At 60.5% G+C, this 19,466-nt stretch carries 21 protein-coding genes; 7 read left to right on the top strand and 14 right to left on the bottom strand.

Going from position 1 to position 19,466, the window contains the following annotated elements; genetic code table 11:
• Positions 1-53: 53 nt before the first annotated feature.
• From JFC13_RS02050 to JFC13_RS02035, 4 genes are all read right to left on the bottom strand, one after another.
• Positions 54-1,361 carry a carboxylesterase family protein gene (locus JFC13_RS02050; protein ID WP_232488040.1) on the bottom strand — a complete coding sequence of 436 codons (1,308 nt, stop codon included), beginning with the start codon at positions 1,359-1,361 and terminating at the stop codon, positions 54-56.
• 10 nt (positions 1,362-1,371) lie between these two features.
• Complete coding sequence (locus JFC13_RS02045) at positions 1,372-1,881, bottom strand: phosphoribosyltransferase (RefSeq protein ID WP_198395436.1); 510 nt, start codon at positions 1,879-1,881, stop codon at positions 1,372-1,374.
• 59 nt (positions 1,882-1,940) lie between these two features.
• Positions 1,941-2,414 (bottom strand): DUF2087 domain-containing protein, encoded by a 474-nt coding sequence (locus JFC13_RS02040; protein ID WP_198395435.1) that lies wholly within the window; start codon positions 2,412-2,414, stop codon positions 1,941-1,943.
• 184 nt (positions 2,415-2,598) lie between these two features.
• The gene (locus tag JFC13_RS02035; RefSeq protein ID WP_198395434.1) at positions 2,599-2,958 is read right to left on the bottom strand and encodes a YchJ family protein; all 360 of its coding nucleotides are present in this window, start codon (positions 2,956-2,958) and stop codon (positions 2,599-2,601) included.
• Between the two features lie 76 nt (positions 2,959-3,034).
• Here JFC13_RS02035 and JFC13_RS02030 point away from each other — a divergent pair, with 76 nt between their 5' ends.
• The 4 genes from JFC13_RS02030 to JFC13_RS02015 all read left to right on the top strand — a co-directional run bounded on the left by JFC13_RS02030 (position 3,035) and on the right by JFC13_RS02015 (position 6,615).
• Positions 3,035-3,613, top strand: a complete 579-nt coding sequence (locus JFC13_RS02030) for an HhH-GPD-type base excision DNA repair protein (RefSeq protein ID WP_198395433.1) — start codon at positions 3,035-3,037, stop codon at positions 3,611-3,613.
• 134 nt (positions 3,614-3,747) lie between these two features.
• Complete coding sequence (locus JFC13_RS02025; protein WP_198395432.1) at positions 3,748-4,398, top strand: hypothetical protein; 651 nt, start codon at positions 3,748-3,750, stop codon at positions 4,396-4,398.
• A gap of 386 nt (positions 4,399-4,784) precedes the next feature.
• Positions 4,785-5,276 (top strand): hypothetical protein, encoded by a 492-nt coding sequence (locus tag JFC13_RS02020; protein ID WP_198395431.1) that lies wholly within the window; start codon positions 4,785-4,787, stop codon positions 5,274-5,276.
• A 100-nt stretch (positions 5,277-5,376) separates the two neighbouring features.
• Complete coding sequence (locus JFC13_RS02015; protein ID WP_198395430.1) at positions 5,377-6,615, top strand: NAD(P)-binding domain-containing protein; 1,239 nt, start codon at positions 5,377-5,379, stop codon at positions 6,613-6,615.
• Here JFC13_RS02015 and JFC13_RS02010 read toward each other — a convergent pair.
• Complete coding sequence (locus JFC13_RS02010) at positions 6,585-7,181, bottom strand: hypothetical protein (RefSeq protein ID WP_332839309.1); 597 nt, start codon at positions 7,179-7,181, stop codon at positions 6,585-6,587. The two genes, JFC13_RS02015 and JFC13_RS02010, sit on opposite strands and share 31 nt — an antisense overlap.
• Positions 7,182-7,367: 186 nt before the next feature.
• Between JFC13_RS02010 and JFC13_RS02005 the strand changes: the two genes are divergently transcribed.
• A complete protein-coding gene (locus JFC13_RS02005; RefSeq protein ID WP_198395429.1) occupies positions 7,368-8,084 on the top strand; it encodes a PIG-L deacetylase family protein in 717 nt (238 codons plus the stop codon).
• Between the two features lie 38 nt (positions 8,085-8,122).
• On the opposite strand, the gene tpx is transcribed toward JFC13_RS02005, so the two are convergent.
• The 7 genes from tpx to JFC13_RS01970 form a co-directional block, all read right to left on the bottom strand.
• Complete coding sequence (tpx, locus tag JFC13_RS02000) at positions 8,123-8,623, bottom strand: thiol peroxidase (protein WP_198395428.1); 501 nt, start codon at positions 8,621-8,623, stop codon at positions 8,123-8,125.
• A gap of 79 nt (positions 8,624-8,702) precedes the next feature.
• Positions 8,703-10,925: a bifunctional metallophosphatase/5'-nucleotidase gene (locus JFC13_RS01995; RefSeq protein ID WP_198395427.1), complete on the bottom strand. Its 2,223-nt coding sequence runs from the start codon at positions 10,923-10,925 to the stop codon at positions 8,703-8,705.
• A gap of 100 nt (positions 10,926-11,025) precedes the next feature.
• Positions 11,026-11,997, bottom strand: a complete 972-nt coding sequence (locus JFC13_RS01990) for a DUF368 domain-containing protein (protein WP_198395426.1) — start codon at positions 11,995-11,997, stop codon at positions 11,026-11,028.
• 70 nt (positions 11,998-12,067) lie between these two features.
• Positions 12,068-12,592: a DinB family protein gene (locus tag JFC13_RS01985; protein WP_198395425.1), complete on the bottom strand. Its 525-nt coding sequence runs from the start codon at positions 12,590-12,592 to the stop codon at positions 12,068-12,070.
• A complete protein-coding gene (locus JFC13_RS01980; protein WP_198395424.1) occupies positions 12,589-12,975 on the bottom strand; it encodes a VOC family protein in 387 nt (128 codons plus the stop codon). Before JFC13_RS01980 ends, JFC13_RS01985 begins: the two co-directional genes overlap by 4 nt.
• Positions 12,976-13,067: 92 nt before the next feature.
• The gene (locus JFC13_RS01975; protein WP_198395423.1) at positions 13,068-13,901 is read right to left on the bottom strand and encodes a thioesterase family protein; all 834 of its coding nucleotides are present in this window, start codon (positions 13,899-13,901) and stop codon (positions 13,068-13,070) included.
• Positions 13,902-13,937: 36 nt separating this feature from the next.
• On the bottom strand, positions 13,938-14,165 hold the full coding sequence (locus tag JFC13_RS01970; protein WP_232488161.1) for a hypothetical protein: 228 nt from the start codon (positions 14,163-14,165) through the stop codon (positions 13,938-13,940).
• A 36-nt stretch (positions 14,166-14,201) separates the two neighbouring features.
• Between JFC13_RS01970 and JFC13_RS01965 the strand changes: the two genes are divergently transcribed.
• Positions 14,202-14,411: a hypothetical protein gene (locus tag JFC13_RS01965; RefSeq protein ID WP_198395422.1), complete on the top strand. Its 210-nt coding sequence runs from the start codon at positions 14,202-14,204 to the stop codon at positions 14,409-14,411.
• A 191-nt stretch (positions 14,412-14,602) separates the two neighbouring features.
• Entirely contained in the window at positions 14,603-14,824 is a 222-nt protein-coding gene (locus JFC13_RS01960; protein ID WP_198395421.1) for a hypothetical protein, read from the top strand.
• Between the two features lie 91 nt (positions 14,825-14,915).
• Here JFC13_RS01960 and JFC13_RS01955 read toward each other — a convergent pair whose 3' ends face one another.
• Positions 14,916-17,102, bottom strand: a complete 2,187-nt coding sequence (locus JFC13_RS01955) for an LPXTG cell wall anchor domain-containing protein (RefSeq protein WP_198395420.1) — start codon at positions 17,100-17,102, stop codon at positions 14,916-14,918.
• A gap of 289 nt (positions 17,103-17,391) precedes the next feature.
• The gene (locus JFC13_RS01950; protein WP_198395419.1) at positions 17,392-19,320 is read right to left on the bottom strand and encodes an LPXTG cell wall anchor domain-containing protein; all 1,929 of its coding nucleotides are present in this window, start codon (positions 19,318-19,320) and stop codon (positions 17,392-17,394) included.
• Positions 19,321-19,466: the final 146 nt, after the last annotated feature.

Genomic DNA, 19,466 nt, shown 5'->3' with positions numbered 1-19,466 from the left:
GGCCCACGATAGTCCACGGCACTGACGCGACCCGGGGCTTCCGCGGAGCTGGATCACCCGAGGATGTCGATGAGCCCGGGCACAGGCACTCGCGGCAGTGCGCCGGAGGTCGTGAACTGTCCCCAGATTCTGCGCAGCTCCGGACCGGCGATCTGTGCCGATTCGCCGTAGTCGAGGAAGCTGTCATGCCAGACGTCGCCGGGGAACAGCAGGGGGAGGTCACCCGAGTGTGCTGCGTCGAAGAAGCTGCCATCGCCGCGGGAGACGATGAGGAGGCGTGTGCCTTGGCCGCCTGCCATGCGGTGCCGATCGTAGAATTCTTTGGCTGCACGAGTGTAGACCGCCGAGGTGATTCCGGAGATCAGCGATTCGAGCATCGGGGAGGTCAGGTGCCGATTATGGAGTCGACGGAAGGCCGGGACGAAACCAGCGAAGAAGGCGATCTCGCGTTCGGCGCGGGTCATGAGCACGTCGTATTTGCGTGCGGCTTCTGACCATGCGGCGTCGGTGTCGGATTTCGCCGGCAGCGGGTAAGCGCCGTAATGGACGCCGAAGCACATACCGGCGTGCAGTCCACCGACCAATGCCGCCCTGTGCACTTCGTCCTGTGCGGCGAGGATGTCGTCGACGCTGGCGTCGGGGTCGATCTTCTCTGCGACCTTCGCCATGGCCCAGTTCATCGGTTCGGTGCCACCGGCGAGTCCCAGTGGCGCCGAGGCCAGGATCACGCGGTGGAAGAGGTCATCGGTCGCCTCGGCGATCATCAGGTGCGCGCAGGCGTCAGCACCCGCGCTCTGCCCTGCGATCGTGACATTGTGCGGGTCTCCCCCGAAGGCCGCAATGTTGCGCTGGACCCAGCGCAGAGCCGAGATCTGGTCGAGGAGGCCGAGATTGGAATGTTCAGGTTTGCCCGTTCCCAAGAATCCCAAAACGCCGAGGCGATAGGTGACCGAGACGACGATGATGTTCTGTTCCTCGACGAGGGTATGCGGATCGTAGATCTCCGCATCCCCGGCGCCAGCGACATAAGCACCGCCGTGGATCCACACGAGCACAGGCAGCGTTGAGTGGTCTTCGTCTGTGTCCACGGGAGTTGTCACGCTCACCCGCAGACAGTCTTCACTGGTGGGCAGGCCCCCGAGCTGGTCAAAGGTCATTCCCGCGTTCGGGTCGCGCCGGTACTGCGGACTTCCGGGACCGGGCTCTCTGCCATCGATGACGTCTGCGGGCGGTTCATCGACGGGATGGGCGAAACGCCGCGCGCGGGCATACCGGATGCCCCGAGCGCGGATCACGTTGCCGTCGACGTAGGCTCGGACCCGACCGCACGGGGCATCGACGTCCCGCCAGGCGTTCATCATGGCCTGCAGCTTATTTGGAGGCGACGACCGGGGGCTCGGCCGACCAGGGGAAGACGATCCACTGATCCGTGCGCTTCCAGACGAAGTCCGGGTCGATGATGGATGCTGACTTTGCGTAGATCACTGCGGACTGGGCTTCGGCGCCGTGCTTCTTCAGCAGTTCGAGGACCAGCGCGAGGGTGCGCCCTGAGTCTGCGACGTCGTCGACGACGAGCAGCTTCTTTCCTCTGATGGCCTCGATGTCGAGCATCGGTGCCAGGAGAATCGGATCGGGCAGAGTCTCATGGACATCGGTGTAGAACTCGACGTTGATGGCGTCGGAGAGCTTGAGACCGAGTGCGTAGGCCAATGCACCGGCCGGCAACAGGCCGCCACGGGCGATTGCGATGACGATCTCGGGGTCGTAGTCGGAGTCGGCGATGGTCTGCGCCATCTCCCTAGCCGACGTACCGAATGTGTCCCACGTGAGGATCTCTTTGTCGTTGAGATCGGTCGAATCGGCGTGGTATGCCTGGCCCATGAAGACTCCTAGTGAATGCCCGTTGTTTTCCCGAGCTTCAAGGATACGTGGTCACCGACTCAGCGCAGAAACGTCTCGAAGGCCGCGGTTTCCTGGACGAGGTTGACACTGCGCTCAGGCAGCGGATCGTTCACCCAGTACTGACCGGTGTGCGCATCGCGACTCAGGTATCTGTAATCGGTGAGTTCCCGACGCAGTCGTGCAAAATCCGGATGGAAGGCGTCGAGGATCGAGTTGACGTCCTTCTCGCGGTAGATCCGGTCGGTCTCGAACACTCTGAGGATCTCCAACAGGATGACGACGAGCGCCTTGCGCTTCGCAGGGATCGACTCCAGGCGGCCATCGCTCATGAACGTTCTCAACGTTTTGGCCCTGAAGGCTTCTGCCGTGGGATCTGTCGGCGGTGATGCGTTGTGGCTCTGATGCTCGTGGACTCGGCCCTCCAGCAGTACAGCGCGGGCGGAGGTGAAGTTCTCCCCAGTTGAGCTCATGCGCTGGCGAACGAGATGTTTGAAGTCTTTGTGCTTGGTCATGGCGTTTGATCCTCAACAACCAAGTCTCCCCCAGCACGAAACCTGGTCTGGAGATCACCGTGACAGGTTCGTCCGAGGATTCTCTCCCCTTCACCGAATGGTCAGTGAGCTGGGATCACGACCGAGGTTGGGCGATGGATGCGCCGCTGCCAACAGTATAGACACAGTTCGTCAGTGATGCCGATCAGTCGATGGCGTCGAGGTAGACCCAGCGACCGGCTCTGCGAACGAATGCGGAGTTCTCCTCAAGTGTGTGTTCGCCGAGGTGGTCCCTGCAGGTGGCGCGAAAGTGCACCGTTCCCGTTTCCTCGGATTCCGATCCACCTGTCGTGCCGATGATCTTCAGTCCCAACCAGGTGGTGTCGGTGCCGAGCCCGATGTCGGCCGGCCTGGTCTTGGCGTGCCAGGTGCGGAAGAGATGGTCTTCGTTTCCGCGGGCGAATGCGGTGTAGCGGGAGCGCATAAGCGCCTCAGCAGTCGTTGGCCATGCCTGTCCGTCCAAGGCGGGACGGCAGCAATCGTCGTAGTCAGCGCCGGGCGGCATTCCAGAACAAGGGCAGATCATGACTCGATGGTATCTCTGAGGTGCTTGCGGGCCGGTTACATGCCACTATGGACGCATGAGTTCAGTTTTCCTCTCCGGCAACTCCGATGCCGACGCCCTCCTTGCCGATGACCCTTTCGCCCTGCTGATGGGAATGCTGCTGGATCAGCAGGTGCCGATGGAAGTGGCATTCGCTGGGCCTGCGAAGCTTGCTGAGCGTCTGGGCAAGCTCGATGTGGTCGAGATTGCTGAGATGAATCCGGATGAGTTCCTGGAGAAATTCTCGATCAAACCGGCGGTGCATCGTTTCCCGAAGTCGATGGCCACAAGGGTGCAGAAGCTCGCGACGGAGATCGTCGACGAATACGATGGCGACACTTCAGCTATCTGGACATCCGGAGACCCGACTGGTCCCGAGGTTCTCAAACGCCTGAAGAAGCTGCCTGGCTTCGGCGATCAGAAGGCGAAGATCTTCCTGGCTCTCCTCGGAAAGCAGTTCGATTTCAACGCTGATGGATGGCGTGAGGCAGCTGGTGACTACGGTGATGAAAACAGCCGTCGTTCAATCGCCGATGTGGTCAATGAGGACACCTTGCTGGAAGTCCGCGCGTTCAAAAAGCAGCAGAAGGCCGCCGCGAAAGCCGCTAAGAAGTAAGTCCACTCACTCCCGGGCAAGTTATCCACAGATTCAACTTCGCCTGTTCTCAAAGTCACGGTTCTCGCATAATGTAGAGATTCCGGGCGCGATTCGCACATCTGCGCCGGAGTTCTCGACCACAGAGGCGTGGAATGAAGACTGGATATGGCGGACGTATCCGCTATCGAACGACGACAGCACTGACGTTGGCAGCGGCCCTTGCACTGCCCCTCATACTCTCAGGATGCGAAGACCATTCCCCAGTCGCCGCACCGACATCGACACTGCCTGCCAAGGATTCTTCCACGGCAACCCCAGCAGCTGATCCGCAGCCGACGATCCCCGCTTACGAGACCGAACTCGATTTGAGCCCCGAGGAGACGGAAGCCGTTGAAGGGGCGCTGGTAGCGTTCGAAGGGTACATCGCCACCATCAACCGTGTGTTTTCTTCTGGCGGGAAAGATAATAAAAACACAGATCAGTTCGCCCGCGATGGCTCACTAAAATCACTCGAAACCGAAGCCCAAACTATGCGTTCCAAAGACCAGTATATGGCGGGAAACTACAAATTCTATGATATCCAAATTGAGTCCGTTGCCTTGCCTGATAGTGATTCCGACGATGACGCCGTAACTATCCTATTCTGCACCCGAGATTCAGACTGGAGCGTGGTTGCTCAGGGAGAGCCGCTTCCCTCGGTCTCGCCACAGGGAATCACGATGCAACATGTAGTCACCAAAGTAGACGGTGAGTGGAAGGTCGCGAATCAATATCTGCGGAGCAAAGAGTGCGCAGACGCCTAGATAATACTCAAGTAATCATCTTCAGCGCAGTTATTGTCTTATCAATGGTTGTGCCGTTTCCTGCTTTCGCGGCCGGCCCGGACTGCGGTTCAATGGCAGGCCGCGACTGTAGTGTCGTTGAGCCGCCTGCGCCGCCCGGCCCTGCCCCAGGTCCCGGAGGTGGAGGCGGCTCCGATGGCGGAGGTAACGGCGGAGGAGGCGACAGCGGGGGCGCTGGCGGCAGCGGTTCCGGTGGTGGGGGTGGTGGCTCCGGCGTCGGTGGCGGGGACGGCGGCGGTGGTAGCGGGCTACCCGACTGTGTCCTCGAGGAAGTCGGTCATATCTGTGCGAACCTTCCAGGTCCAGGTCCCGGCCCTGGCCCGGGTGGCGGTGGAGGCGGTGCTCCTGTGCGGCCCGAGCCACCCACCCGCATTCCTGAGTCTCAGTTCCAGACCTTCGACATTCCGGCCCCAACGATTCATGCCTGGCCCAAAGATTGGGCCGTCATCGGCAAGCCGGCTGCCTTCTGGACGGATGCCGACACCAGCTACATCGACATGACCCTGCTGACCTATGCAGTCACGGTGAAGGTCACCCCTGAAAAGTACTACTGGGACTTCGGCGACGACACCGGCGGCACCACATCGAAGACAGGGTCGAAGCCGCGGCCAGGCGACGAACCGCAGATTGGTCATGACTATCAGAAGACCGGAACGAAAACTGTCGGCATGACCGCGACGTTCAGCGGCGAATTCTCCGTCGACGGTGGCCCATGGCTGCCCATCGACGGATTCGCACACGTGGCAAGCAACGACATCTCCATCGATGTCTATCGCTTCCACCGCTACCTCGTTGATGAGGACTGCTACATGAACCCACAAGGACCTGATTGCAACTGACCCTCCGCTCACCATGGCATCGAATTCTCCACGTTTCGGAATCACCATCCGCGGCACTGACCCGAAGGCAGGGACGGCAGGAACCTGAAACAATGGCCACATGGTGTGCCGCATTTCGGAGTTGCTGGTCGACTCTCATTGGCCGATCGTCATCATCGGCGCAGGTCAGGCTGGCCTTTCGGCCGCCCACTATCTCTGGCGCGACGGACTGGTGCCTGGCAAGGACTTCATCGTCCTCGATGCCGGTGCCGGCCCCGGCGGCGCGTGGCGGGAACGGTGGGATTCCCTGACACTGGGGTCGACGAACCATGTGGCAGACCTCCCGGGGTTCCCACTGGGCACACCGGATCCCTCAATACCAGCCTCGGCGGTGGTCTCCGACTATTACTCGCGTTTCGAACGCGAACTCGAACTCTGCGTCGTCCGCCCCGCCGAGGTGGTCACCGTGAAGTCACCCACTCCCGGTTCCGGGCCTCTGGAGATCACCTCGAAGATCGACGGTGAACGTGTTGAGCTCACGAGCCGGTATCTGATCAATGCGACCGGCACATGGACTCATCCCTATGTTCCGTTCATCCCCGGCATCGCCGAGTTCGAGGGCCGCCAACTTCACACCGCAAACTTCCGCGACGTCGAGGAGTTCCGGGGCCTGAGGACTTTGGTCGTCGGCGGTGGCATCTCGGCAACCCAGTTCCTGCTCGAACTCGCGAAAGTCACCGATACGCTGTGGGCCACGCGTCGGCCCCCGAACTTCACCTCACGAGAATTCGACGGCAGCTGGGGCCTCGAAGTCGAACGCGCCGTGCGTTCCCGGACCTTGGCCGGCCTCGCCCCGGCCAGCGTGGTTCGCACCACGGGCCTGCCCATACGAAAGGATTTCCGATACGGCGTCGATTCTGGGGTCCTCGTCTCACGCGGAATGTTCGATGCGGTGCTGCCTCACGGTGTCCACTTCCCCGGGCGAGCCGCCGAGGTTCAGACGACCTCGGAGGGTCTTGGGCCCTCGGCAAGTGATCACTTGGCGATGCCGGAGTCATGGCAGCCCTTTGAACATGAACGTGTCGAAGAGATCGATGTCATCTTCTGGAACACCGGATTCCGGGCCGCTCTCAACCATTTGGCACCGCTGCGCCTGCGCACACCAGATGGAGGAATCTCGATGGAATCCGAAGTCTCGGTCAAGAACGACCGACGGATCTTTCTCGTCGGATACGGCTCGGCGAGTTCAACTGTCGGTGCCACCCGTGCGGGACGGATCGCGGCCAGAGAGCTGCTCAAACGCCGCAAAGGAGCACAGCACACACGTACTTATGAAAGTGCTGGCGATTCCAGGACCTGATCGGCGAAGCTGACAGTCGGCAGCATCTGCGCGAAGAGCGCGGCGGTGGCTTGGTCACTTGACACCGTGACCATCTCGACGCTGACCTTGTACAGTCGACCGTTGTCCGAGATCCCGGCAATGGCTCCATAGAGCACGGACTCGGTTCTATCGATGGCCCGGATCTCCTGGCGGGCGAGCAGCCCGTGGACCGTCCAGTACGCACCACCGGGCACTGTCCCGGAGTTCTCTTCCAGAATGCTTGATCGCGATTCCCCGAAGGTCTGTTCCTGTGCCGTATCGATGATGCTCTGTGCCGTTTCGTCGTCGGCTTCATAGCAGTTGACGGTGATGATGGCACCGTTATCGCGGCTGTAGAGTTGATAGCTGTCGTAGGCGAGGTCGCCGTTCCATTCGCTGTCCATGGCCATCTGCACCTTGATCGGGCATTCAGGACCCAGATCGACCGTCACCTGAGTCATTCCCGCAGGAATTGCAGGGGCATCGGACTCCTGGGGCGTCTCTCCTTCGGATCCATCGTCGATGCCGACGCTGACCGGACGCGAATCGCCCTCGTCTGTGCTCACACGCAGAGCTGAGCACCCGGAGAGGGACAGGCCCAGCACCATCACACTTGCCAGGAGGAGACTCCGATACATGGGCCCGCTTTCGAATTGTGGAGCGGCGCTCTTTCAACAGCGCCCCTCATATCGTACCCATCGCGACCCCAGCCTGCTCTGGCACAAGTGCCGCGCGAGGCTTAGCCTTGGACTATGACTGAGCTTCCGATCTTCGACGACGATGATGTCAATCGCCTCCTGTGTATCGTTGCCCACCCCGATGACATGGAATACGGTGCGTCAGCGGCTGTGGCCAAATGGACCGATCAGGGAAAGTCCGTGTCCTATCTGCTTCTGACTCGCGGTGAAGCCGGAATCCGCGAAATGTCCCCTGAGAAGGTTGTTCCTCTACGGGAAGGTGAGCAGCGACAGGCGTGCACGATCGTCGGAGTAGAGGATCTTGAGATCCTCGACTTCCCCGACGGTCTTCTCGAGCCCAGCCTCGAGCTCCGGCATGCGATCGCGAAGAAGATCCGCCAATTCAAACCCGATGCCGTGATGGTGACCAACTGGGAACTCAAGATGCCGTGGGGCTTGAACCATGTCGACCATCGGGCGGCCGGCATCGCCACGATCGATGCCATCCGTGATGCCGACAATCCGTGGGTCTTCACCGACCTCAAGGACGACGGTCTCGAAGCGTGGAAGGCAGACAAGCTGTTGGTCAACGGGGCTGATCCCACCCATGCGGTGGTCCTCGACGACGAACACGTCGACCGGGCCGTGCGCTCCTTGGAGGCTCATGCCGTCTATCTCGAGGCCTTGCCCGACCATCCACTGCCCTCAGACATGATCCCCGGAATCGCCTCGGAAGCCGGAACACGGGCAGGCGTGAAATACGCGCTGCCCGTGCAGGTATTCGACATGTAGCACCCGGCGCACCGAAGCGGCGACCGGATCCGATGCACTCAGGCGCTGAGTGCGGCGACCGCCGAGTCGTAATCCGGTTCGGTGCCGATCTCGTCGACCAGCTGCTTGTGGATGACGGTTCCCTTTTCGTCGAGGACGACGACTGAACGGGCCAGCAGTCCGGCCAGGGGCCCGTCGACCATGGTCACGCCGAACTCCTTGCCGAAGGCGCTGCGGAACCCGGATACGGCGACGACGTTCTCAATGCCTTCGGCGCCGCAGAAGCGGGCCTGTGCGAAGGGCAGGTCGTTGGACACGCACAGGACTGTGGTGTTCTCCAGGCTCGCGGCGAGTTCGTTGAACTTGCGCACCGAGGCCGCACAGACACCGGTGTCCACGCTCGGGAAGATGTTGAGGACAACCCTCTTGCCCGTTGTGTCGGCAGAGTTGACTTCGCCGAGGTCGTTGCCCACGAGGCTGAATGCTGGTGCCTGTGTGCCCTTCTCCGGGAGCTCGCCTACTGTCTTGACCGGTGTGCCCTGGAATGCTGTTTTCGCCATGCTTCTGGCTCACTTTCTATCGTGATCTCTGCTGTCAGTTCCCACCCTACGTGAGTTCACCGACACGAGAATCGCTCTTTCAGATCCGACGACGGCGGGCGAACCAGACCAACCCAGCGCCGAGTGCAATGATGGCTGCTGCAATCCCGATCGATGTCCCCAGTTCCGCGCCCGTGCGTGGCAGATCGCCGCCGGCATCCGCATTCCCACTGCTGTTGGAAGAGTCGGATCCCTTGGCATCGTCCATGCCGCTGTCAGAATCCGATCCGTTCGCCGAGGTGGTCCCGCCGTCGGCATCGACCGTGGCGTCAGCGTCGACTGTGGCTTCAGCGTCGATCGCAGAATTCGCACCGTCGTTGGCGGCAGCGGTATCGTCGCCGTTGGCACTGTCCGTGCCGTCTGCTCCATCGGCGTTGCCACCGTCGGAAGTCCCGTCCGCCTCTGCCTGGGCATCAGCTTCGGTTTCTGCCGTGGCCTCGGACGACGCTTCGTCATCGTCGCCTGGGTCCTGCGTAGTCGTGACCACCTGCCAGTTCTCATCGTAGAAGTCCGTGGGATCGACAATCTCGTTGTCTTTGACCCAGTCGATGAGGGCCTGACGGACCTCGACCTGTTCGTTGTAGACCTCTTTCAGGTCTCCGACCGGGTAGTCGCCGCCTCCGGACTGACGGTAGTTGTTGATCGCGAGGATGAATGTCTCGTCATCGCCGACGGTATTTCCCTCTTTGTCGGTGAGGTTCTCGATGCGTTCGCCGACCGGTTTGGACACGTTGATGTCGTAGTCGATGCCCGAGAGCGCGTCGTAGTTGTAGTCAGGAATCGGCCGGTCAAGGCCCTCATCGACGGCGTTGGTTCCATTGACCGGGTCGAAGTTTGCGCCCTCTTCTGTCTGTTTGAAGTAGCGGGCAGAGAACTCGAGGTAGTCGCGCAGCTGCGACCCGTTGACCTCGACTCCTCCGAGGGTGTTGTCGAAGACGTAGAGTCCGGCGACGTCGCGGATGGTGATGTCTCCGGCAGGGAACTTCGCTGTGCGGCTGAATGGTGAGGCCTGCGAGATGACGGGCACGTCTTTGTATTCGGTGTCTGCCAACGCGGTTTCAACCGTCTCCGACTGCACCTTTGAGATGAAGTCGAGGATCGCAGTGTCCTCATAGTACGAGGTCTCGGCGCTCATGGTCTCGGTCACTGAGCCGATCTTCGTATTGACGTAGTCGACAGTCTTCTGATGTTGGGAATCGATGAGATCTTTGATCTCCGGATCCTCAGCGACATCGCCCTGCGTGGCAAGTGGAGTGGCTTCGGGGTCGGTACTCCCCCAGTCGATCCCCATGTCGTCGAGATTGATGGGCAGGTCCACCTCGGAGACGGACCGCGCCCAGTAGTTGGGCTGGGTGATGAGGGCCTTTGTCCCGTCTTCGCGTGACACGACCTGGCTCGGTTCATCCTGGTGGGTGTGTCCGGCGACGAGCACATCGACTCCGGGGACCTTCGCGACAGAGGTGCTGACGTTCTCCTGAAGCTTCGAGGGGTCCCAGGTCTGGCCTTCGGGGTCCTTGCCGGAGTGTGAGAGTACGACGACGATGTCAGCGCCGGCGTCTTTCATCTCCGGGACGTACTTCTTCGCGGTCTCGACGGGGTCATCGAAGTGGACCTTGCCGGAGAGCTTGTTCTTGTCCCAGATCCGGCTGCCTGGGGTCGTCACGCCCAGCACACCGATGGTGATCTCCTGACCGGAGACGTTCTTCTTCACGAGGGTGTAGGGATCGAGGTGGGGCTGATCGTCGTCGTCATTGATGACGTTCGCGCCCAAGACGGGGAAGTCGACCTGCTCCTTGTATTTGGCGAGCAGGTCGAGTCCGTAGTTGAACTCGTGGTTGCCCGCGACCTGTGCGTCATAGCCCACATGGTTGTAGGTTTTGGCCATCGGGTGCGTCTCACCGGTTTCGGTGATGCGTTCCTGTTGCGCGTAGTAGTACGTCAATGGGGTGCCCTGAATCGTGTCACCGTTGTCGACGAGGAGCACCGAGTCCTCGCCCTTGGCCTCTTTGACATCCTTGATCAGGGTGGAGGCGCGCGACATGCCGAGTTCTTCCCCGTTGGGGTAGGGCGCATTGGCGAAGTAGTCCCAGTTGAGGACGTGACCGTGGACATCGGTCGTCGCCAACAGGGTGAGTTCGCCCGTGGCCGCTGCCTGTTCCTCGTCCGGAGGCCCGCTGCCCAGCCCCGTCGCCGAGGCGGCTGCCGGGCCTGCAACGAGGAGTGTCAGTGCCAAAGTGGACGAGGCCAAGCTTCGCAAGCGCATGAGTCTCCAGATGTCGTTGTGGTTCAGATCTCCCACTCTAATCCGAATTCCGGCGACCCTGAGCAAATCCTGAGCGAAATCTGCACAAACTATGTTGTCTCTACTGTTCGACGAGGTTGTCCTTGGCAGCCTTCGACGCGAACTTGGACTCGATGACGATGAGGACAACCACTATTGCCGCACCGATGACGGCGAGGATGATCGGGGCAGCGATCGGGTCGAAGGGCGCGAGCAGACCCCCGGCTTCTGCATCGGATTGCCACGGCCACAGGGCTCTCAGGGAGCCGAGCATCAGACCAGCCATCGCGACCAGAGTCCACCATCGGTGGTTGTGCAACAAGTAGCGCAGGATGTTGACGAACAGTGCCAAGCCGAGGATCGCGCCAAGTCCGAATACAGCGATATAGACGAGGTCGCGGTCGTCGACCGCGCGCAGCGTGGTGGCGTAGAGGCCGACTGCGAGAAGGAAGAACGATCCCGATACGCCGGGAACGACCAGTGCACAGATGGCGATTGAGGCGACGAAGAAGACCGCAATGAGTGGTGGGTTCTCAACGTCGGAACCTCCTGCCAGTCCGGTCATCCAGAAGGCGAGAGCTGCAGCGGCGAGAAAGACGAGAATACCCAGCAGCAGAGATTGCCCGCTGCGCGCCGGCAGCATGCGCAATGGGACGCAGATGCTGGCAGCGACGAGTCCGAAGAACAGTCCCCTGGCAAGTTCCGGGTTGGCTGTGACGAAGCCTTCCATCACTCCAGCGATGCTGAGGACTGCTGTCGCCATGCCCAGGAGGACCGGGATGACGAGGAACCAGTCTGTGCGGCGCAGTTCTGCGCAGGCACCGCTCCACCGGTCAGGGCCGGTGATCACAGTCTTCGCCGCCTTGACCACATGGGCGGCCGAGTCGATGAGCTGATCGTAGACTCCGGTCACGAGAGCAATCGTTCCGCCGGAGACCCCGGGAACGAGCTCGGCGGAGCCGATCAGGAAACCGCGGAGCAGATCGAGGGGAATCAGAGCTTTGGAACGAGTGGTCTTCACGGAAGCGGCCGCCTCGGAGCTGGAGTTAGTCATAGTTCCTTCAGCCTACGAGACTCACACTCCCAGGTGCCAACAATAGGCTCGATATCACCGTCGTGGCGTCTTAGTCGCCGGTGGCCCCGTCGATGCTTTCGCGGATGAGATCGGCGTGGCCTACGTGTCGAGCGTATTCCTCGATCATATGGATCAGCACCCACCGGACGTTGAACCGCTCGCCCGAGGACGGTTTACGTGCCATGAGCGTATCCAAGTCATCGATGCCGGCGAGGATTTCCCGCGACTGGTCACAGGCCTTGGCATGCAGCCTCAGCAGGTAGTCGGGCGTGTCCTCGGCTGCGCTCTCGAAGTCCCAGTCAGGATCGGCCTTCCAGTCAATGCTCGCCCACGGTTCAGAGAGTTCCTGGTCCAAGATATCCTCGACGAACCATTGTTCTTCGACCAGGCTGAGGTGCTTGATGATCCCGCCCAGAGTCAGCGGCGATGCACCGACCCGACGGTTGAGGTCGGCCGAGGCCAGCCCTTCGACCTTTCTGCGCAGCACCGCACGATAGTAGTCGAGGAACTCTTCCAACCCCTGTCGCTCCCTCGGTGCTTCGGTCGGGTCTGCTGGCCGCGGGCTCCAGGTCATATTTCGCCTTCTTCATTCGGTGTCTTCCGACCGATGTCGAAGACATTTCCTTCGGGGTCTTTCAGCGTGGTCCATTCGATGCCGAACTCGGCAAACGACTCAACTTTCTCGGCCCCCAACGCCACCGCACGGTCGACATCGGCGGGATAGTTCGGGTCATCGAGATCGATGTGCAAGGGGTTCTTTCCCTCGCCACGTTCCTCGACCTTGAGGAAGAGCATGCCGGGAGTCGTCGATTCGCCACTGTGGACGCCGCCGATGCTGGCGACGAATTCGTTCGCGCCGTCATCGAGTTCGGCATTGAGGAGTTCGGACCAGAATACCGACTGGGTGTCGACATCTTTGCAGTCGAAGGTGATGCTCAGCGAGGACAGAGACGCCATGGCTGGTGGTCCTTTCATAATGATGCCTGTTTGACCTCACACTCTAGACGCAGGCTCTGACTCGACGCGGGCCTCCCGCCATACTTCAGCTCTCAACCTCGCGGCTGTCGTGCCAGCTGCCGGGACTGGGCGACCAATCGGCCAGCGGAGTCCCAGAGCTCACAATCCTCTTCGAACATGCCGCCGGCGATGTTACGCGTGTACAGCTTCGCCCTGATCCAGCCTGGCGCTGAAACGGCACGCAGATGAGCGGTGAGCTCCATGGTCGGGGCCCAGTTGAAGCGGCCCAGATCGAACATCACCGGTGGGAACGCGTCAAGGAATGCCAGCAGCGCCAGCGAGTCTGGTTCGGTCCCGTCAGCCCAGCGGATCCAACCCTGGAGCAGACCGCGGCCGCTGGGTCGACCAGTTGCGAAGCCGGCGGTCTCGGGATCGAGTCTCATATCGTAGCGTTTGACCAAAGGAGCGGACTTGACGAAGTCTCCGGGTGCCTCGGCGATGCTGATGCACTGATCCGGGTCCGGCAGCTCTGGTGGGCTGGCTGTGGTCGCGACATCGTCGGGCAGATCAGCGAGGCTGCCCATCGTCGCCAGGGCGGTGATCGTCGGTGCGTCGTTCTGGGACAGATCAACGGCGAAGGTGGCACTGGATCGGCCCTCGCGGATGAGTCGCGTCGCGATGTCGGCTCGGCCACCCTGGCTGGGGCCCAGGTAGTAGGTCGAAAGGACCAAAGGGTCAGGCGCCTTCGGGCTGTTGCTCCGCAGGGCCTGCGCGGCAATGCTGAGGAGGTATCCGCCGTTGACCGCGCCGGCGACACTCCACTCTCCGTCGAGCTCAGCGCTGAAGCTGGTATCCGACTCGCGTTTGACTGCAATGGCGGAGGCGAACTCGCCCAGGTGAGATTCGCCCGGATTCTTTTGACTCATGTGACACACATTACCAAGAACTGAACAATCGTCCGGTCAGTGCGGTTTGTTGACCTGTCGTTCATTGCCGTGGCGGTAGTTGCCGGTGACACGCGCAAGCAGCTGCTGATCGGATTCGTCGCTGGCACCGAGCTTGGGAATCAAGGCAGACGCCTTCTTGCCGCCAAGCTCCATCACGGTTCGGCCGTTGCGCGTAATGATGAGCATGCCCGATTTCGTAATGCGGTAGTCGAATGGGTCATCATCGAGGCTCAATGCTCTCACTCCCCTGTCATCACGCAGCTGGTTAGCCTGGTGACCATGAGCATATCCCTGTCACGCCTCGACCCCAATAGTGCCGATCGTTCCGGACTCATCGATTTCTTCACCAGCAATGATTTTCCCTTCTACGTCCGCCCACAGCAATGGACTGCTGCCGGGGTCGAAGAGCGGATTGCATCCGGTGCTTTCGCAGTGATGACTACGACACTTTCTGGCTCCAGCATGAACAGTTGGGCAACCTCGGCATAGTGCGACTCGAAGACCTCACTGAAGACACGCCCATGTTCGACCTTCATCCGCGCAGGCTGGTCGAAGGAAGCACACTATCGACGGGCGTGGCCGCATCGGGTCAGTAGCCCAGAGACTCAGTCGCCTATGCCATTCTGCGCGAGGAATGGAAGTATGGGGCGTCGGTCGATGTTCATTGGCACGACTTCCCGATGTTCACTCCCCAGGTCGAGGAAGGTATCGAGTACGCGTCGAATTCAGTGCCCGGGGCCACCGAGCTTATCGAGCTCTATCGTTCGGTGGGACGGACCACGTATACACAGGACCCGGTGTCCCTCCATAAGAGTGTGCTGTCTTCGGCTCATGTCGTATCCGCTCGGCGTGATGACGAGCTCATCGGCCAGCCACTGGTCACCCGTGCCCTGACACCGTAGTACTGACCATGAGACGAGTGCCCCTGATCCGAAGACCAGGGGCACTCTTATGAACTCTCAGACGATCATTGGCTGATCGGGTGAGCTATGTTCAGTTCTTCTTGTTCCGACGCATCGTCAGGACAACTGCAGCTCCACCAACAACGAGGAGTCCGGCACCGGCAGCAAGGCCGGTCAGTTCAGCACCGGTGCGAGGCAAATCAGATCCACCGTCTCCACCGTCACCGTCGTCACTTCCGCCGCCGTTGCCATCTTCATCGGCAACCACGGTGAACGAACCGGCAAGTGCCTTCTCATCATCCGTGTCGTTGGCTCCGGTCACCTGCACGTCGTACTTGCCCAGGTAGGCCGAAGGATCAGATGCGTTGGTTCCATAGATCGAGAAGGCGGCGACGCCGTTTTCGTTCGCGGTCTCGTCGAGAGTGATACCCTCAACATTTTCCGGACCGGCGACAACCTCGAGAGAGACGTTTTCGCCCTCTTCGAAGCCCTCGACCGTAATCTGCACGCCCTTGTCCTTCTTCACGAAGTCAGAAGCAGCAACTTCCTTAGGCTCGATGGAGATCTTGCGCTCGGCCGGAACCTCGCCGTCCTTCGATCCGTCGGAATCAGCGTTTGATTCTGCATTCTTAGCGTCTGCAGCTGCACCAGCGTCTGCCTCGGCGCCTGCGTCAGATTCTGCACCAGCGTCGGCCTCGGCGCCTGCGTCAGCTTCAGCTTCAGCGTCGGCTTCTGCGCCATCGGCAGCGGCAGCGGAATCAGCGTTAGCATCGTCGCCTTCGGCGCCAGCGTCAGCTTCCACACCAGCGTCGGCCTCTACACCGGCATCGGCATCGGCTTCGGCTTCTGCAGTGGCATCGGCTTCAGCTTCGTCAGCTGCTTCAACAGTTACTTCGAAATCAGTGACAGCTGATTCCTGACCGTCGACGACCGCAATAGCAGAGTAGGAGTACTTGCCTTCAGCTTCGGGACCTTCAATGGTGAAGTTACCCTCAACGTCAGCGGTGACAGTCTCTTCGCCTGCAGGTGCGCCGTGCGGCTCGGCCTTCGCCATCTGGTTTGCGACCTGTCCGTCAGCAGCTGCGCCCCACTTGATCTTCACATCCGCATTGGGAGCAGCCTTGCCAGCAACAGTGCCATTGGGCTCAATGGTCTGGTTCTTGGCAACTGGAGAGGCGGGAGCTTCAGGAGTTTCGTCACCCGGCTCTTCGAGGTTGAAGTCAACACCCGATTCCTGGATCGAATGGTCAAGGTCTGCTACCCAGCCGAACTGTGTGGTCTCGTCCAACGGTCCGCCACCGGAAATAACACCAACAGCGGTGTCGCCCTGGAATACAGCGCCGCCTGAGTCGCCCGGCTGAGAGAAAGGCTTATCCTTGGGCGAAGTCACTGCGAAACCGTGTACGAAATAGCCGCTAACGTTGGCGTATTCGAACTTGGCGTTGTACTCGGCGTCGACGTCGCCGTCGGTCAAGCCTGTCGTGCGACCTGACTTCTGGATCTTGCCGTCCGTGTGAGAACCGACCTCGGTGATGCCAGTCGCGAGACTCTTCGAAAGATCGTCGTCGCCAGCACTCTTCCAGTCGGTCACACCGTTCTTGACGTTGTACTTTTCTTCATCAACGTTGATCACTGCGAAGTCGATGTCGCTGCTCTGAGCCGTGGACGGATCTTCTGAAGCGTCGTGCTGACCACTCTCGCCGAAGCTGGTGAATCCCCACTTGCCAAGGACACCAATTCCGCTCAGCGCAGATTGCTCTGAACCGTTCGCGGGAGCCTTCGACGGCGCCTCGGTATCGTTGACGGTGCTGTCTCCGGTGATTGCCCCGGTAGTCTCGTCCATGATTTTTGAGCAGTGGCCCGCGGTCAGCACAACAGGGTTTCCGTCGCCGTCCCAGCCGGAGAATCCAGTCGAGCAGACTCCGCTGACTGCGCTGCCTTCTCCAACCGTGTATCCAGCGCCACCGACGATGTCATTGCCGGCATACGCTTTAAGTTCCTTGATGCCCTCTGTGAAGTTGACATTGTCATACTTCTTCTCGAGATCGATCATCTCCGGTGTCTTCTTCTCCACACCGAGGTTGAGCTCTCCGCCCTTTGCACCGTAGGCATTGACACCTTCGATGTCAGACAGTGCCTTCTGCACCTGAGTTTCGTTCTGCACATCCAGTTTCTGCGGGCCGTCGGCCAGCGCAGGGGACGCGACGAACGCACTGCCGAGACCGAGCGCCGCGGCGGCGATCAGTGCCAGCGAACTCTGCACGAGTTTCTTCTGCATACGTTTCCGTTTCTCTTATCAGGAGGTTGCAACATCACAACTTAATGACCTTGGTCACGATAAGGTTACGACCTACATACAGCGACTACCAAGAAAGTAGCCCGCAAACTGTGAACTAAATGACCGAAACAACAGACGTTGCTGAAATGGTTTACTGACTCACTGCTGGCTCGTTCTCCCCAGAAATTCCTCGGTCTAGCCCCAGACACAGACGAGCGCCCCCGGTCCGCAGACCAGGGGCGCTCGAGTGAACTCTCAGGCGATCATGTGCTGACCGTGTGAGTCATATTCAGTTCTTCTTGTTCCGACGCATCGTCAGAACGACTGCAGCTCCACCGACAACGAGGAGTCCGGCACCGGCAGCAAGGCCGGTCAGTTCAGCACCGGTGCGAGGCAGATCAGATCCACCGTCTCCACCGTCACCATTGCCGTCGTCATCCTTGTTTCCGTTGTCGCCGTCATCGCCGCCGTCGTTTCCGCCGCCGCCGTTGCCATCTTCATCTTCGACAACGTTGAAGGAGCCGGCAAGAGCCTTCTCTTCATCGGTGTCGTTGGCTCCGGTCACGTTCACGTCGTACTTGCCGAGGTAGACCGAAGGATTGGCTTCGCTCGTGCCATAGATCGAGAACGCAGCTGCACCGTTTTCGTTGGCGGTCTCGTCGAGGGTGATGCCTTCGACGTTCTCGGGACCGGAAGCGACCTTGAGGGACACCTTCTCTCCCTCGTCGAAGCCCTTGACCGTGACGGTCACGCCCTTGTCTTCCTTCACGAAGTCAGAAGCGGCGATTTCCTTGGGGTCAACGTTGATCTCGCGCTCGGCTGGAGCAGGAGTCTCGGTCTCTTCCTTTTCAACTGTGACCTGGAATTCGGCAGGCTTGGATTCCACGCCGTCCACGGTGGCAGTTGCGGTGAAGTCGTATTCGCCCTCGGCTTTAGGGCCTTCGACTGTGAAGTTGCCGTCCTTGTCGGCCTTGACCGTCTCGGATCCGTCTTCAGCGGCCTGGGTGCCCTTGGCAGCTTCCCACTTGACCTCAACCTCAGCGCCGGCCTTGGCCTTACCGGTCACATCGCCCGTGGGTTCAATGGTCTGGTCTTCAGCCTTGGGTGCTGCTGGGGTCTCAGGGGTGGGGGTCTCCTCGCCTGGCTTCTCAACCTGGAAGTCGACACCGGACTGCTCGAGCGAGTAGTCGAGGTCGGCAACCCAGCCGAACTGGCTGCCGTCGGCAGCAGGTCCGCCACCGGAGATGACACCGACTGCGGTGTCACCCTGGAATACGGCGCCACCCGAGTCGCCCGGCTGCGAGAAGGGATCGGACTCAGGTGAGGTCACGCCGAAGCCGTGAACCCAACGTCCACCAACGTTCGAGTACTCAAATGGGTACTCTTCGAACGGAATGACGTCGCCTTCCGTCAGGCCAGTCGTGCGGCCGGACTTCTCGACGGTCGTCTCTTTGTGTGCCCCAACGCCGGTGATGTCTGTGGCGAGGCTCGTGGACAGATCGTCGGAGTCTGCGCTCTTCCAATCAGTGACGCCGTTCTTGACGTTGTACTTGTCCTTGTCAACGTTGATCACAGCAAAGTCGATGTCGGTGGGCTTCGGCTCGGTCCAGTCGTCGCTGGGTCCCTCGAGGAGATCGCCGCTGCCGTAGCTGTGGTAGCCCCACTCTCCCACGGTGCCGATTGTGGAAGGCTGGAATCCTTCGCCGCCATTGGCTTCTGCGATTGAAGGCTTCTCAGTGTCGCCGACCTTGGTGTCGCCGGTGATCTCGCCGGTGCTTTCGATGACCTTCGAGCAGTGTCCTGCGGTCAGCACGACGGGGTTGCCCTCGCCGTCCCAGCCGGAGAAACCGGTGGAGCAAACGCCGTTGCCTGCAGGCGAGTTGGCCAGGTAGCCGGCGCCGCCGACGAGGTCCTTCTTGGCGTAAGGCTTGAGTTCCTTGATGCCGTCCACAACGTGGATGTTGTCGAACTTCTCTTCAAGGTCTTTGATTTCGTCGGTCTTCTTCTCAACACCGAGGTTGAGCTTTCCGTCCTTGGCACCGTAGGCGTTGACGCCTGAGAGGCCGGACAGTGCCTTCTGCACCTGGGCGTCGTTCTGCACATCCAGCTTCTGCGGGGCGTTGTCGGCCATGGCAGGGGATGCGACGAACGCACTGCCGAGACCGAGCGCCGCAGCGGCGGTCAGTGCCAGCGAACTCTGCACGAGTTTCTTCTGCATACTCTTTGGTTCCCTTGATCGGATTCACTGTTGCGTTTGCCTGTGCCCTCTTCGACCCGCAGCTCAACAATCGCGCGGACGTTTCTGAGAACAGTCTTTCAACCACGTGAAAGATTACGGTTTGGCAACGATGAGACGCAAGCACA

The organism is Brevibacterium antiquum (genome assembly GCF_016107655.1).
Lineage (GTDB): Bacteria > Actinomycetota > Actinomycetes > Actinomycetales > Brevibacteriaceae > Brevibacterium > Brevibacterium antiquum.
Note: the sequence above shows the minus strand (reverse complement) of the source record. Positions and strands in the feature narration are given on the sequence as shown.